The sequence below is a fragment of the Pseudomonas sp. H2_A10 genome, assembly GCF_054680085.1.
Map to the genome: position 1 here is coordinate 988,341 of NZ_CP162821.1, position 13,192 is coordinate 1,001,532.

Annotated in this window: 16 protein-coding genes; 7 read left to right on the top strand and 9 right to left on the bottom strand. The window is 62.3% G+C overall.

Translation table 11 applies throughout. The features are described 5' to 3' along the window. Window positions 1-18: 18 nt before the first annotated feature. The 3 genes from AB4O23_RS04430 to AB4O23_RS04440 are packed head-to-tail and all read right to left on the bottom strand — an operon-like array spanning window position 19 to window position 1,785. A complete protein-coding gene (locus AB4O23_RS04430) occupies window positions 19-696 on the bottom strand; it encodes a GNAT family N-acetyltransferase (RefSeq protein WP_017528616.1) in 678 nt (225 codons plus the stop codon). Between the two features lie 10 nt (window positions 697-706). Then, window positions 707-1,153: a GNAT family N-acetyltransferase gene (locus AB4O23_RS04435; RefSeq protein WP_017528615.1), complete on the bottom strand. Its 447-nt coding sequence runs from the start codon at window positions 1,151-1,153 to the stop codon at window positions 707-709. Further along, a complete protein-coding gene (locus tag AB4O23_RS04440) occupies window positions 1,150-1,785 on the bottom strand; it encodes an FMN-binding negative transcriptional regulator (protein WP_017528614.1) in 636 nt (211 codons plus the stop codon). Before AB4O23_RS04440 ends, AB4O23_RS04435 begins: the two co-directional genes overlap by 4 nt. A gap of 90 nt (window positions 1,786-1,875) precedes the next feature. Between AB4O23_RS04440 and pdxR the strand changes: the two genes are divergently transcribed. After that, on the top strand, window positions 1,876-3,429 hold the full coding sequence (gene pdxR / locus AB4O23_RS04445) for a MocR-like pyridoxine biosynthesis transcription factor PdxR (RefSeq protein WP_460062399.1): 1,554 nt from the start codon (window positions 1,876-1,878) through the stop codon (window positions 3,427-3,429). 35 nt (window positions 3,430-3,464) lie between these two features. Here pdxR and AB4O23_RS04450 read toward each other — a convergent pair whose 3' ends face one another. Further along, complete coding sequence (locus tag AB4O23_RS04450; RefSeq protein WP_026067317.1) at window positions 3,465-3,737, bottom strand: hypothetical protein; 273 nt, start codon at window positions 3,735-3,737, stop codon at window positions 3,465-3,467. Window positions 3,738-3,745: 8 nt separating this feature from the next. On the opposite strand from AB4O23_RS04450, the gene AB4O23_RS04455 reads away from it, so the two are divergent. Further along, window positions 3,746-3,976 (top strand): hypothetical protein, encoded by a 231-nt coding sequence (locus tag AB4O23_RS04455; RefSeq protein WP_065879233.1) that lies wholly within the window; start codon window positions 3,746-3,748, stop codon window positions 3,974-3,976. A gap of 217 nt (window positions 3,977-4,193) precedes the next feature. On the opposite strand, the gene AB4O23_RS04460 is transcribed toward AB4O23_RS04455, so the two are convergent. From AB4O23_RS04460 to aspA, 5 genes are all read right to left on the bottom strand, one after another. After that, entirely contained in the window at window positions 4,194-4,373 is a 180-nt protein-coding gene (locus AB4O23_RS04460; protein WP_217855566.1) for a hypothetical protein, read from the bottom strand. A 14-nt stretch (window positions 4,374-4,387) separates the two neighbouring features. Further along, window positions 4,388-4,780 (bottom strand): hypothetical protein, encoded by a 393-nt coding sequence (locus tag AB4O23_RS04465; protein ID WP_026067316.1) that lies wholly within the window; start codon window positions 4,778-4,780, stop codon window positions 4,388-4,390. Window positions 4,781-4,875: 95 nt separating this feature from the next. Further along, the gene (locus AB4O23_RS04470; RefSeq protein ID WP_065879235.1) at window positions 4,876-5,859 is read right to left on the bottom strand and encodes an asparaginase; all 984 of its coding nucleotides are present in this window, start codon (window positions 5,857-5,859) and stop codon (window positions 4,876-4,878) included. A 77-nt stretch (window positions 5,860-5,936) separates the two neighbouring features. Next, window positions 5,937-7,382, bottom strand: a complete 1,446-nt coding sequence (locus AB4O23_RS04475; RefSeq protein WP_017528609.1) for an alanine/glycine:cation symporter family protein — start codon at window positions 7,380-7,382, stop codon at window positions 5,937-5,939. A 390-nt stretch (window positions 7,383-7,772) separates the two neighbouring features. Continuing rightward, window positions 7,773-9,197, bottom strand: coding sequence for an aspartate ammonia-lyase (gene aspA, locus AB4O23_RS04480; protein ID WP_017528608.1), 1,425 nt, complete (start codon window positions 9,195-9,197; stop codon window positions 7,773-7,775). A gap of 182 nt (window positions 9,198-9,379) precedes the next feature. Here aspA and AB4O23_RS04485 point away from each other — a divergent pair, with 182 nt between their 5' ends. The 5 genes from AB4O23_RS04485 (at window position 9,380) to AB4O23_RS04505 (ending at window position 13,188) form a co-directional block, all read left to right on the top strand. Further along, window positions 9,380-10,288, top strand: coding sequence for a LysR substrate-binding domain-containing protein (locus tag AB4O23_RS04485; RefSeq protein WP_017528607.1), 909 nt, complete (start codon window positions 9,380-9,382; stop codon window positions 10,286-10,288). Between the two features lie 343 nt (window positions 10,289-10,631). Continuing rightward, complete coding sequence (purE, locus tag AB4O23_RS04490; RefSeq protein WP_003176980.1) at window positions 10,632-11,123, top strand: 5-(carboxyamino)imidazole ribonucleotide mutase; 492 nt, start codon at window positions 10,632-10,634, stop codon at window positions 11,121-11,123. 11 nt (window positions 11,124-11,134) lie between these two features. Further along, window positions 11,135-12,220 carry a 5-(carboxyamino)imidazole ribonucleotide synthase gene (locus AB4O23_RS04495; protein ID WP_017528606.1) on the top strand — a complete coding sequence of 362 codons (1,086 nt, stop codon included), beginning with the start codon at window positions 11,135-11,137 and terminating at the stop codon, window positions 12,218-12,220. 108 nt (window positions 12,221-12,328) lie between these two features. Then, entirely contained in the window at window positions 12,329-12,574 is a 246-nt protein-coding gene (locus AB4O23_RS04500; RefSeq protein ID WP_005792540.1) for a GlsB/YeaQ/YmgE family stress response membrane protein, read from the top strand. 77 nt (window positions 12,575-12,651) lie between these two features. Continuing rightward, complete coding sequence (locus tag AB4O23_RS04505) at window positions 12,652-13,188, top strand: DUF3299 domain-containing protein (RefSeq protein WP_017528605.1); 537 nt, start codon at window positions 12,652-12,654, stop codon at window positions 13,186-13,188. The last annotated feature ends 4 nt before the right edge of the window (window positions 13,189-13,192 follow it).

The window sequence follows — 13,192 nt, forward strand, 5'->3', positions numbered from 1 at the left end:
CAATGGTTTGGTGGGGTGTTAAATCGGGGTACGGCACTCGGCCAGCGTTTTCAGCTGCCCTGAGCCTGCCTGGTTCGCCTCCGACAGCCACTTCTCAAACCCCGCCCCCACCGCTGGCCATTCCGAATCCAGAATCGAATACCAAGCGGTGTCGCGGTTCTGCCCCTTGACCACCATGTGCTGGCGGAACACCCCCTCAAAACTGAACCCCAAGCGCTCGGCCGCATATTTGGAGCGGGCGTTGCCGTTGTTGCATTTCCATTCCAGGCGGCGGTAGCCCTGATCGAATGCGTACTTGGCCAGCAGGTACACCGCTTCGGTGCTTTTGGGCGAGCGCTGCATCGGCGCGCCGAAGGTGACGTGGCCGATTTCGATCCGACCCTGGGCCGCAACAATGGACATCAGGCTGAGGATGCCCTGCACCTCGCCGCTGGCGCGGTCGACCACGCTGAAGAAATACGGATCGCTGTTGGCGGCATGGTTATTGAGCCACGCATCGAACGCGGCACGCTCGGCAAACGGCCCGTAAGGCAAGTAGTCCCACAATTTAGGGTCGGCGCCGGGGCCTTCGAGGGCTTGCCACAGTTGATCGGCGTGGCGCGCGGGGTCGAGTTTTTCCAGGCGGATAAAGCGCCCTTCGAGCAGAAGGGCCGAAGGCGCCGGGGCACCTTTCCAGTGGGCGAGGGAAGTGGACATGCTGCGCTCCTTAAAGACCTTTGCGAAATTGGATGAAACCCGGGCGTTCGGCGATGCGCTCATACAGTTGGATCGCGGTGGCGTTGGTCTCGTGGGTCAGCCAATGCACCTTACAGCAGCCGTCGGCCTTGGCGGTGGCGTAGACGAACTCGATCAGTTTGCGGCCCACGCCGGTGCCGCGTTGCGTCGGGCCCACGAACAGGTCTTGCAGGTAACAGGAATTCTCGATGCTCCAATTGGAGCGGTGGTAGATGAAGTTGACCATGCCCACCGCCTTGCCGGCTTGCCAGGCCAGCGCCGAATGGGTCGGTTCGTTGGCCTCGACCAGGCGTTGCCAGGTGCTCTGGGTCACGGCGTCCGGCAGTTCGGTGTTGTAGAAGGCCAAGTAGGCCTGCCACAGCGGCAGCCAGGCGGCGTAATCAGCGGCGCTGACCTGGCGAATTTCAATCGGGTTCATACGGGCTCCTTGGGAATGAAACGCGCGAGCGTCTGGTCACGCACGTCTTGGCTGGCGGTCAGGCCTTCGCGCACGCCGGCCATATCCGCCGCGCTGCGGTTCTGGCTGAGTTTGCGTTTGCCGATCAAGCGGTCGATCGGCAGGGCGAAGCCGACGATGGCCTTGAGCATGCCGTCGATGTAGTCGGCCGGTGCGTCGCTCACGGCCCAGGGTTGGGCGCGGCCGCTTTCGTGGCGCTCGGTCAGGGCGCTGACCAGCTTGAGCAGGCGTTCGGCGTCGGTGAACACCTCGGCTTTGCCGTAGGCATGCACGGCGATGTAATTCCAGGTTGGCACCACTTTGCCGTGCTCGGCCTTGGCCGGGTAAAACGCCGGGCTGATATAGGCATCGGCACCGGCGAAGATCACCAGGGCATCACTGCCGTTGTGTAAATCGCGCCACTGCGGGTTGGCCTTGGCCAGGTGCCCGTAGAGCGTGCCATTGGGGCCTTCATCCGGGTTCAGTAGCAACGGCAAGTGGCTGGCCTGCAGGCCTTGTTCGCCAAAGGTCACCACCTGCGCCAGGCGCGTGTGCTGGATCAGTTGCTGAATTTCAGGCAAGTCGTCGAGGGCGAAGGCGCGTGGTGTGTACATAAATATTTTCCTTGGCGAATGCCAGCATCCTAGGCAGGCTATTGGTTCGTTGTAAGAGCCATCTGTGGCTCATTTCATAGGTCCAATTTCATGCCCTCTTTACACGCACCTTTGTCGTTCAACCCCGCCGGCATCGAGCTGGACCGCAGCCAGGGCCTGACGCGTCAGCTATACCAGGCCCTGCGCCAGCGTGTGCTGGACGGGCGGCTCGCCAGTGGCACCCGTTTACCGGCAACCCGCGACCTGGCAACCGCGTTGTCGATCTCGCGCAACAGCGTAGTGCGGGCCTATGACCAGCTCTATGCCGAAGGCTTTATCGAAGGGCGGGTGGGCGATGGCACCTATGTGGCGCAGCTACCGACAAGCCGTGATGCGCCAAAAAAATTATCCACAAAATTGTCCACAGGGTTTTCAACAGGCTTATCCCCAGCCTTATCCACAATTTGCAGGAGTTCTTCGCCATCCGACGCAGAAAAAGTTATCCACAGCGCGGCGCTGGAGCGCCTGGAAAGCCATCATTTGCCGCTGCCTCCCACCGGTCCGCCACGGGCTTTCAGGGTGGGCGTACCGGCCTTCGACCTGTTCCCCTTTGAGGTGTGGGCCAAGCTGAATGCGGCTTTTTGGCGTAAACCGAACCTGCAGCAGCTGTGCTACGGCAACCCGGCGGGGGATGAGCGGCTGCGTGGTTTGATCGCGGCTTACTTGCGCAGCTCGCGAGGGATGCAATGCACGGCTGAGCAAATAGTGATCACCAGCGGCGCACAGCAGGCAATCAGCCTTTGTGCACAGCTGCTGGTCGCGCCGGGCGACACGGTGGCGATCGAAAACCCAGGCTATCGTGCGGCCGGGCACGCGTTCGCGATTGCCGGCGCGAAACTCCAGGGTGTGGCGCTGGACAGTGAAGGCATCGACTGCACTGCGCTCAACGCGCTCACCGATTGCCGCCTGGCCTACGTCACTCCCTCGCATCAGTACCCGACGGGCGTGGTCATGAGCCTGGCCCGGCGCCTGGAGTTGCTGGCCTGGGCCGAGCGCAGTGGCGGCTGGATCATTGAAGACGACTACGACGGTGAGTACCGCTACAGCGGTGCGCCGTTGGCCCCCTTGGCGGCGCTCGACCGCAGCGGGCGCGTGCTGTACGTCGGCACCTTCGGCAAGGTCGCCTTTCCCGCGTTGCGCCTGGGTTATCTGGTGCTGCCGCAGGGCAGTGTCCAGGCGTTCACGCGGCGCCGGGCGGTGGATGTGCGGCATTCGGAAGTCAGCACCCAGGCGGTGATGGCCGAGTTTATGGCTGCGGGGCATTTCCAGCGTCACATCCGCCGTATGCGCCGGGCGGCGTTGAGTCGGCGTAACGCGTTGCTGGCCGGCTGGCCCGCCGACGTGCCGGGCATGGGCAGCCTGCCCAGTGTTACGGCGGGGTTGCACCTGACCGTACGCGTCGACAGCCTGGCGCGTGAGCAATGGTTGCTGGCGCAAGCGCGTGAAGCGCAGGTCGAGATCACCGGGTTGAGCAGCTATTGGCTACCGGGCTCGCTCACCCCGGCCGACCAGCGTGCGGGGCTGGTGCTGGGCTTCGCCGCCGTACCCGAGGCGGCGGCCGCTGAGGCATTGGCCCGGCTGCGCACGGCGTGGCAGGTTGAATAATCACACGCGCCACGAACCAAGGCGTGATGAGAAGCCTAACGCCGTGAAGGCTCAAGCTTGAGAAATTCCGCCTGTAGCACCGGGCCGCTGAACTCGCGCAGTTTGGCCGGCTCCACCAGAAAGTCGGCGACGGCCCATGGCGACGGCAGTTCACCGGGGAATACATAATTGGTGTAGTCCGCGCGCACTGCGTCCGGCAGCCAGGCGACCACCGATTCACGCAGCTCGGGCGTTTGCCTGATTGCATACAGCAGGTTTGCCGGTGACGGGTATTGAACCAGTGCCGGGTCGAACAGCGGGCGATACAAAAGGCACTTTGCAGGGCCAGGTCGGCGAGGGTGAACGTGGTGGTTTCGACTTGGCCGGGCACGCTGAAGGTGCCCCAGAACACCTGGCTTCTGACTTGAATGCGCAGGCTGGCGAGGTCCAGGTACTTCGCCTCGGGGTGGTCTTTTATCAGCTCGGTCTTGAGCTGGTTCAGGGCGTCCTGGCGGATGTCAGGGATATCGTCCTGATAGGTTTTGCCGACGTTCAGGTTGTTGAGTGAGGCCAGGTCTTTGAGATGGCGTGCATAAAACTCCAGGTCCGAGGTAGAGGCCTCCTGGGTCAGCCAATCCGGCAGAGCCTCCTGGTACCGGCTTCACGATGGGCGTGCTGGCGGAGACGTCGAAGCGCGTATGGGCCTCGATTGGCAACGTGATCATGGCGCAGGCCTGGTGCGCGAAGAAGTCGTCGGTTGGTTCGTACAAGCGCCACAGCAGGCGTTAATACGGATCGAGGCGGTACATCAGCGTCGGCAGTGACGCGCCCAGTTGCGCCATGGTGTCGAACTTCTGGTAACCGTTGAGCAACGAGTGGCAGAGGATGACGGTTTTCCCGGCGGATTTTCCCACCAGTACGGCGATGAACACTTGGTGGGTATGGGTGATTGTATCGCCGCTCACCAAGTCGACATCGATCAGGCAGGCGCGGCTCTCGAAGCGGTTATTGCGCCGGTTCGCGGGGGCGGGTGAGTGGCCGGGTCGGTGAGCGGTTGCTGCGTGAGAAAGTGCTCGCCTTCGATGCATAGGGTCGGCAACTGAGTGATGGCTTGCCGGGCCAATATGTTGCTGAGGGTTTGATACTGCGGTGCGCCGGCAACGATCCGGTTGTCGACGAGCTTCCACGTCGCAGTGCCCATCAGCGCCGTGTCCGGGTTGATGTTCAGGTCAGGGTATTTTTCGTCCAGTGACTGGCGCAGCAGGTCGGCGGCGACTTCGCTGAGGGAGGGGCCGACGCATAACTGGGTCACCAGTTCCAGAGTCAATTCGTTTTCTTGTGCGTTCGGCGGGGTAGCGCGTAGATCGGTCATGGTGCAGGCCTGTCTTGCCAGTTGATGGAAACGCCCCGAGGCATACGCTCGGGGGGGCTCGATGCTAGGAAAGGGCAAGACAGGGCAGGCGGTGCTTATGTAGCGGGCTGTTCGGTGCCCAGGTCCAGTTCCACCAGGCGGCGCACTTGCGTGCTGGCAAGGCCCGCGCCGAGCAAGGCGTTGAGCTTGCCGAACGCCGCTTCGCGGGTCATGCCGCCACCGGACAACACGCCCACGTCCCGCAGGCGACTACCCGCCTCATACACATCCAGCTCCACACCACCTTCATGGCATTGGGTAATCGCCACGACCACCACGCCCTTGTCCTGCGCATGCTTGAGGCTGGCGAGGAACGCGGGGTTATCGCTGGGGCCGGTACCGCTGCCATAGCATTCCAGGATCAGCGCCTGGATGCCGCTGGCGATCAGCGCATCCAGTTGCGCGGCGGCGATGCCCGGCACCAGCGGCAGCACACCGATGTTGGCCAGGGCTTTGGGCTGGCGGTAATTCAGGGCCTCGGGGATTTGATCGGCCTTGGCCGCGCGGCTGCTGCGTTGCAGCGCTGCGAACGGGTTGCGCCCGAAACTACGGATTTTTGCGCAACGGGTCGGCGCCATCAGCGCGCCGTGGAAGTACAGATGTACGCCGGCCGCGAGGCCTTCACCCAGTGCTTGCAGCGCGCCGGTGACGTTTTCCCAGGCATCGCTGTCGGGCACGCCGGCCGGTAGCATCGAACCTGTGAACACCACCGGCGCCGGCAGGCCCAGCAGTTGGAAAGCCAAGGCCGCCGCGCTGTAGGCCAGGGTGTCGGTGCCGTGCAGGATCAGCACGGCGTCGCAGCCGTCGTCCACGGCTTCAACCACGGCGGTGCGCAGTTGCTGCCAATAGGCTGGGTTCATGTTGGCGCTGTCGATCAGTGGCGACATTTCCCGAAAGCGCCAGGTCGGCACGGTCACATCGGCAAGCTGTTCGCGCATGCGCGCTTCAAAACCGGATGCGGGGGCCAGGCCGTTGGCGCTGGCCTGCATGCCTATAGTGCCGCCGGTGTAGAGCACCATCACGTTGTTGGCTGATTGCATCAAAGAATCTCCTGAACGAAAAACGCCGCCGGGCCCAGAGCATGCCCAAGGCCGGGCGGCGTGTCATCTATCTACACTCAGCGTTGTACTTGAGCGTTCAGTTCAGCGGTTGCAACGGTATCCGGCTTCACTGGGTTGGCAGGCCAGGCCTTGCGATCCAGGTCCAGGTCAGGGAACTGGCTGGAATCGAATACCGGTGTCTTGATGCCCGCTGCGCGCTGGTTGTCGTAGTCGTTCAGGATGCGCATGGCAATCTTGAACAGGAACGCCAGGGCGAACAGGTTGACGAAGGCCAGCAGGGTCATGGTGATGTCGGCAAAGGCGAACACGGTGCTCAGGTTCTCGATGGAGCCCCAGAAGATCAGCACCAGCACCAGCGTGCGGTAGCCGATCAGCACCTTGCGGTTGTTGCCCACCAGGAAGCGCAGGTTGCTCTCGCCCAGGTAGTAGTTGTACATGATCGAGGTGAACACGAATAACGCCAGGGCCACCGAGATAAACATGCGGCCCCAGTCACCGACTACCGCCGCCAGGGAGTTCTGGGTCAGGGCAATGCCGTCGCCTTCAAAACCCGGGGTGTAGAAACCCGAAAGCAGGATCAGCAACGCGGTACAGGTGCAGATCACGAAGGTATCGAGGAACACGCTGAACGCCTGCACCACGCCTTGGGCGACCGGGTGTTCTACCGAGGCCACCGCTGCCACGTTAGGCGCACTGCCCAAACCGGCTTCGTTGGCGAACACGCCGCGCTTGACACCCATGATGATCGCGCTGCCCACCAGGCCACCGAAGGCTTGGTCGAGGCCGAAGGCGCTTTTGACGATGGTCGCGAGCATGGCCGGTACGTGGTCGAATTGCAGCACGATCACGTAGAGGGTCACGGCGATGTACACCAGGGTCTTGACCGGCACCAGCAGGTCGGCGATCGAGGCGATGCGCTTGATCCCGCCGATGAACACCAGACCCAGCAATACCGCCAGGGCCAGGCCGGTGTAGGTGGTGTCCAGGCCGAAGGCGTTGTTCAGCGAGTGGGTCACGGCGTGGGCCTGCAGGCCGTTGAAGGCGAAGCCGAAGGTCACCAGCAGCAGGAACGCCATGACCATGCCCAGCCAGCGTTTGTGCAAACCGTGCTGGATGTAATAGGCCGGGCCGCCACGGTAAGTGCCTTCCGCGTCGGTGCGCTTGTACAACTGGCCCAGGGAGCACTCGATAAAGCTCGAAGACATGCCCACCAACGCGGTGACCCACATCCAGAACACGGCACCAGGGCCACCCAGGGTCACGGCAATGCCGACACCGGCGATGTTACCGGCACCGACGCGGCCGGCCAGGCTGAGCATCAGCGCCTGGAACGAACTGAGCTGATCGGAGCTGTTCTTGAGGCTGTCGCGAAACACCGAGAACATGTGAAAAAAGTGACGCAGTTGAACGAAACGCGAGCGGATCGTGAAATAACCGCCTAGCCCGACAATGAGCGCGATCAGTACTTTCCCTGAGAGGAAGTCGTTGATGACTTCGAGCATGGAGTGTTCCTCGCTGATTTTTTAATGGCAAACGCAGGACGGGTCGACGCATCGCTCAGCACCAGGCAGTGCACGACGTTTCGATGCCAATCCTTTTGCGGGTGTTGTTATTCATGCGCTTTCGCTGCGTGCTGGCCGCTTGGTCGACGGCCGCAGACGCGAAGAGGGGCGGCACTATACCTAGGCGAACGTGATCCGTCTGCCCGTGCCGATTAAAGGTTTCAGCCAAGCTGTTACAGGGGAGGTGGGTTTGCAGGGCGATATTGGATTTTTTATGGGCGTCATTTCACAACCTCGAAGCAAAAAAAAGGGCCTGAAGAACGAGCCTTCAGGCCCTCAAAAGGTGAGAGGTGTCTAGTCCCTCAACCTGGTGAGCGGTGCAACAAACGCTTAGGCCTTCAGCGGGACCAAACGTGGAGCAATCATGTTTTCGGGGCGCAGGATGTCGTCGAGCATGGCGTCGTCGAGCAAGCCTTCTTCGCGCACCAGTTCCAGTACCCCACGGCCGCTTTCGAGAGCGATACGTGCGATACGGGTGGCGTTTTCATAGCCGATGTACGGGTTCAGCGCAGTGACCAGGCCGATGGAATGCTCCACCAGTTCGCGGCAGCGCGCTTCGTTGGCGGTGATGCCGACGATGCAGTGTTCGCGCAGCATGTCCATGGCGCGTTGCAGCAGGCGGATCGAGTCGAAGATCTTGAAGGCAATCAGCGGCTCCATCACGTTCAGTTGCAGTTGGCCACCTTCGGCGGCCATGGTCAGGGCCAGGTCGTTACCGATGACCTGGAACGCTACCTGGTTCACGGCTTCCGGGATCACCGGGTTGACCTTGCCGGGCATGATCGAACTGCCTGGCTGGCGTGCCGGCAGGTTGATCTCGTTGATGCCGGTGCGTGGGCCGCTGGATAGCAGGCGCAGGTCGTTGCAGATCTTCGACAGCTTCACGGCGGTACGCTTGAGCATGCCGGAGAACAGCACGAAGGCGCCCATGTCGGAGGTGGCTTCGATCAGGTCGGCTGCCGGAACCACCGGCTGGCCGCTGATGACCGCCAGGCGCTGTACGGCCAGGGCCTGGTAGCGTGGGTCGGCGTTGATGCCGGTACCGATGGCGGTGCCGCCCAGGTTCACTTCGGTGAGCAGCTCCGGCGCCAGGGTTTTCAGGCGCGCCAGGTCTTCACCCAGGGTGGTGGCGAAGGCGCGGAATTCCTGGCCGAGGGTCATCGGCACGGCGTCTTGCAATTGGGTGCGGCCCATTTTCAGCACGTGGCCGAACTCGACGCCCTTGGCGGCGAAGGCTTGGATCAGGCTGTCGAGGCTGGCCAGCAGCGCGTCATGGCCCAGCAGCAGACCCAGGCGGATCGCGGTCGGGTAGGCGTCGTTGGTCGACTGCGCCATGTTCACGTCGTTGTTGGGGTGCAGGTATTGGTATTCGCCCTTCTGGTGGCCCATGGCCTCCAGCGCGATGTTGGCGATGACTTCGTTGGCATTCATGTTGGTTGAAGTGCCGGCGCCGCCTTGAATCATGTCCACCACGAACTCTTCGTGGAAGTCGCCGCGGATCAGGCGAGCGCAGGCTTCGCTGATGGCCGCGTGCTTGGCTTCGCTGAGCTGGCCCAACTCGCGGTTGGCGTCAGCCGCTGCTTGCTTGACCATTGCCAGGCCGACCACCAATTTCGGGTAATGCGAAATCGGAACGCCCGAGAGGCGGAAGTTGTTCACCGCTCGCAGGGTCTGGATGCCGTAATACGCTTGAGCCGGTACTTCGAGTACGCCAAGCAGGTCTTTTTCTGTACGGAAAGATGCAGCAGAGGACATGACGGAAATCATCTCGATAAGGACCCGGAACTGGCCGGAACGCTGCGAATGCTAGGCTTGTACGAATTTTTGGGCCAATGCTGTTAAACACTGGCCTATGCATAAACGGCATAATGCAAGTGTGACCCGGCTATCATGGCGGGCGTGTGTGCCAAAATGGTGCGTACCCGTGGGAGGCAGTGATGAACCTTGAGAGCAAATGGCTGGAAGACTTCAGTGCCTTGGCCGCGACCCGAAGTTTTTCCCAGGCGGCCGAGCGGCGCTTTGTCACCCAGCCGGCGTTCAGCAGGCGTATCCGCAGCCTGGAAGCCGCGTTGGGCCTGACCCTGGTCAACCGCTCGCGCACGCCAGTGGAGTTGACGGCGGCGGGGCAGCTGTTTTTGGTCACCGCACGCACGGTGGTCGAGCAACTGGGTGAAGTGCTGCGCCATTTGCATCATTTGGAAGGCGGGCAGGGCGAAGTCATGCAAGTGGCCGCCGCCCACTCCCTGGCGCTGGGTTTCTTCCCACGCTGGATCGCGCAATTGCGCAACGAAGGCCTGAACATCGCCACGCGGCTGGTCGCCACCAACGTCGGCGACGCCGTGCACGCCCTGCGCGAAGGCGGCTGCGACTTGATGCTGGCCTTCTACGACCCGGATGCGGCGATGCAGATGGACGCCGAAATCTTCCCTTCGCTGCACTTGGGCAACACTGAGATGCTCCCGGTGTGCGCCGCCGACGCCGCCGGCAAGCCGCTGTTCGACCTGGAAGGCGAGGGCAGTGTGCCGCTGCTGGCCTACAGCGCCGGTGCGTTTCTTGGCCGTTCGGTACACCTGTTGCTGCGCCAGCGCGCGTTGCGCTTTACCACCGTGTACGAAACCGCGATGGCCGACAGCCTCAAAAGCATGGCCCTCGAAGGCCTGGGCATTGCCTGGGTGCCGCAACTGAGCGTGCGCGCCGAACTGGCGCGCGGTGAGCTGGTGGTGTGCGGCGGCCCGCAATGGCATGTGCCGCTGGAGATTCGCCTGTATCGCTGTGCGTTGGTGCGCAAGGCGAATGTGCGGTTGTTGTGGCGAAAGCTGGAAGGTGGCGCGGCGCACAGTACCTGAGCCCAATCTTGGGCCGAATGCAGGGCAAATGCGGGAGAGGCTTGCATCCCGATAGCGGTGTGTCAGGCGATGATTAGGACACTGAACCAGCGCTATCGGGAGCCAGCCCCCTGCCACAGGTTATTGCGCTGTTTCGCTGACTCTTAAGTCAATAAAACCGCCGGTTTGCGCGGTAAGACAGATGGTCATCCCAGGGGCTGTTTATCTGCGTTATTACGGTATACTGCGCGGCCTTCGGCCGGTCCAACCGGCCTTAATTCGTACACCAAGCCACGCCGGATTTCCCGCGTGGCTTGTTGTTTTTTGACGCGCCTGCGGGCGCCCAGAGAGAAGAGGCACGACGATGAGTGCATTGGTTGGCGTGATCATGGGCTCCAAGTCCGATTGGTCCACCCTTAGCCACACCGCCGATATGCTGGAAAAACTCGGCATTCCGTATGAAGTGAAAGTGGTCTCTGCCCACCGCACCCCGGATTTGCTGTTCCAGTATGCCGATGAAGCAGAATCCCGCGGCATCGAGGTGATCATCGCCGGTGCCGGCGGTGCAGCACATTTGCCAGGCATGTGCGCGGCCAAGACTCACCTGCCCGTGTTGGGCGTACCGGTGCAGTCGGCGATGCTCTCGGGCGTGGACTCGCTGTTGTCCATCGTGCAGATGCCGGCTGGCATTCCGGTTGCGACCCTGGCGATCGGCAAGGCCGGCGCGATCAACGCCGCGTTGTTGTCCGCCAGTATCCTGGGCGCCAAGCACCCGCAGTTTCATGCGGTGCTGAAAAAATTCCGTGCTGAGCAAACAGACAGCGTGCTGGACAATCCAGACCCACGTATCGCCTGAGGTTGTTGACGATGAAAATCGGTGTAATCGGTGGCGGCCAACTGGGCCGCATGCTGGCGCTGGCGGGAACCCCGCTGGGGATGAACTTCGCTTTCCTGGACCCGGCGCCGGACGCCTGTGCGGCCGCCCTGGGTGAACACCTGCGCGCTGACTACAGCGACCCGGACCACTTGCGCCAACTGGCCGACGAAGTCGACCTGGTGACCTTCGAATTCGAAAGTGTCCCTGCCGAAACCGTCGCATTCCTCTCCCAGTTCGTGCCGGTGTACCCGAGCGCCGAAGCCCTGCGCATCGCGCGTGATCGTTGGTTCGAGAAGAGCATGTTCAAGGACCTGGGCATTCCGACCCCGGCCTTCGCCGACATCCAGTCCCAGGCAGACCTAGACGCGGCCGTCGTCAGCATTGGCCTGCCGGCCGTGCTGAAAACCCGCACCCTGGGTTACGACGGCAAGGGTCAGAAAGTCCTGCGCACCGCCGCTGATGTGGCCGGCACCTTCGCCGAGCTGGGCAGCGTCGCCTGTCTGCTGGAAGGCTTCGTGCCGTTCACCGGTGAAGTCTCGCTGATCGCCGTGCGTGCCCGTGATGGTGAGATCCGCTTCTACCCGTTGGTGCACAACACGCATGTCAACGGCATCCTCAAGCTGTCCGTGGCCAGCACCGATCACCCGTTGCAGGCCCTGGCCGAAGACTATTCCAGCCGCGTGCTCAAGCAACTGGATTACGTCGGCGTGATGGCGTTCGAGTTCTTTGAAGTCGACGGTGGCCTCAAGGCCAACGAAATCGCCCCGCGCGTGCACAACTCCGGGCACTGGACCACCGAAGGCGCCGAGTGCAGCCAGTTCGAAAACCACCTGCGGGCGGTGGCGGGCTTGCCGCTGGGCTCCACGGCCAAGGTCGGCGAGAGCGCCATGCTCAACTTCATCGGCTCGGTGCCGCCGGTTGAGCGGGTGATGGCAATCGACGATTGCCATGTGCACCACTACGGCAAGGCCTTCAAGGCCGGGCGCAAGGTCGGCCACGCCAACCTGCGTTGCAAGGACCGCGCGACGCTGCAGGCGCAGATCCTCAAGGTCGAAGCGCTGATAGCCGAGCAATAATATGCCTGGCAATGGCGGGAACCATTCGGTCGCCGCCATCCTCTGATTGCAGGATGCCAAAGCCTGACTAGGCTTTGGCATGGCTCACACTAATCAGAGGGAAATGCCATGGGTATCATCGGAACCATCTTTATCGGCTTGATCGTCGGTCTGCTCGCGCGTTTCCTCAAGCCTGGCGACGACAGCATGGGTTGGATCATGACCATCCTGCTGGGTATCGCCGGCTCCCTGGCGGCGACCTACGGTGGTCAGGCACTGGGCATCTACCAGGCCGGCCAAGGCGCAGGCTTCATCGGTGCACTGGTAGGCGCCATTGTGTTGCTGGTGATCTACGGTCTGATCAAAAAGAAGTAATCAGCCGAAAAAGTCCTCTGCGCTGCGCAGGCGCAGAGGGCTAGAATGCTCGGCACTTGTACTTGCCGAGCCTCTCCATGCGCCGTCTTCTGTTAACTCTTCTCCTGCTGGGCTGTGGCCTGGCACACGCCGGTGAACTGCCGGAAACCGACTGGCTCGACCTGATGCCGCTGTCGGACCAAAAAGCCCTCGAGGCCATGCCCGAAATCGACCACAACTCCCCCGAAGCCCAAGGCACCTTTACCGATAAGGGCGGCCTGAAGCAGAGCAAAGGCTTGCCGGCGGTGATGTATTCGACCAAGACCGTGGCGGCCATGAACGGTAAGAACATCCGCATCGGCGGCTACCCGGTGCCGCTGGAGACCGATGCGAAGGGTCGCAGCACGTTGTTCTTCCTGGTGCCGTACCCCGGCGCATGCATCCACGTGCCGCCGCCGCCGCCTAACCAACTGGTACTGGTGCGTTATCCCAAGGGGTTGAAGCTCGATGATATCTACACGCCGCTGTGGGTGACGGGAACGTTGAAGGTGGAGAAGGTGAATAACGACCTGGCGGACGCGGCGTATGCGCTGGATGCGGGGAAAGTGCGGGTGGTGAAGGAGTCCGATCTCTAAGCTC

Excerpts from the sequence above, each read along its gene's own strand:
- AB4O23_RS04475 (WP_017528609.1), bottom strand. The coding sequence starts at position 7,382 with ATGCTCGAAGTCATCAACGACTTCCTCTCAGGGAAAGTACTGATCGCG.
- AB4O23_RS04500 (WP_005792540.1), top strand. The coding sequence starts at position 12,329 with ATGGGTATCATCGGAACCATCTTTATCGGCTTGATCGTCGGTCTGCTC.
- AB4O23_RS04440 (WP_017528614.1), bottom strand. The coding sequence starts at position 1,785 with ATGTACACACCACGCGCCTTCGCCCTCGACGACTTGCCTGAAATTCAG.
- AB4O23_RS04465 (WP_026067316.1), bottom strand. The coding sequence starts at position 4,780 with ATGACCGATCTACGCGCTACCCCGCCGAACGCACAAGAAAACGAATTG.
- AB4O23_RS04470 (WP_065879235.1), bottom strand. The coding sequence starts at position 5,859 with ATGCAATCAGCCAACAACGTGATGGTGCTCTACACCGGCGGCACTATA.
- AB4O23_RS04485 (WP_017528607.1), top strand. The coding sequence starts at position 9,380 with ATGAACCTTGAGAGCAAATGGCTGGAAGACTTCAGTGCCTTGGCCGCG.
- AB4O23_RS04495 (WP_017528606.1), top strand. The coding sequence starts at position 11,135 with ATGAAAATCGGTGTAATCGGTGGCGGCCAACTGGGCCGCATGCTGGCG.
- AB4O23_RS04430 (WP_017528616.1), bottom strand. The coding sequence starts at position 696 with ATGTCCACTTCCCTCGCCCACTGGAAAGGTGCCCCGGCGCCTTCGGCC.
- AB4O23_RS04435 (WP_017528615.1), bottom strand. The coding sequence starts at position 1,153 with ATGAACCCGATTGAAATTCGCCAGGTCAGCGCCGCTGATTACGCCGCC.
- purE (WP_003176980.1), top strand. The coding sequence starts at position 10,632 with ATGAGTGCATTGGTTGGCGTGATCATGGGCTCCAAGTCCGATTGGTCC.
- AB4O23_RS04505 (WP_017528605.1), top strand. The coding sequence starts at position 12,652 with ATGCGCCGTCTTCTGTTAACTCTTCTCCTGCTGGGCTGTGGCCTGGCA.
- aspA (WP_017528608.1), bottom strand. The coding sequence starts at position 9,197 with ATGTCCTCTGCTGCATCTTTCCGTACAGAAAAAGACCTGCTTGGCGTA.
- pdxR (WP_460062399.1), top strand. The coding sequence starts at position 1,876 with ATGCCCTCTTTACACGCACCTTTGTCGTTCAACCCCGCCGGCATCGAG.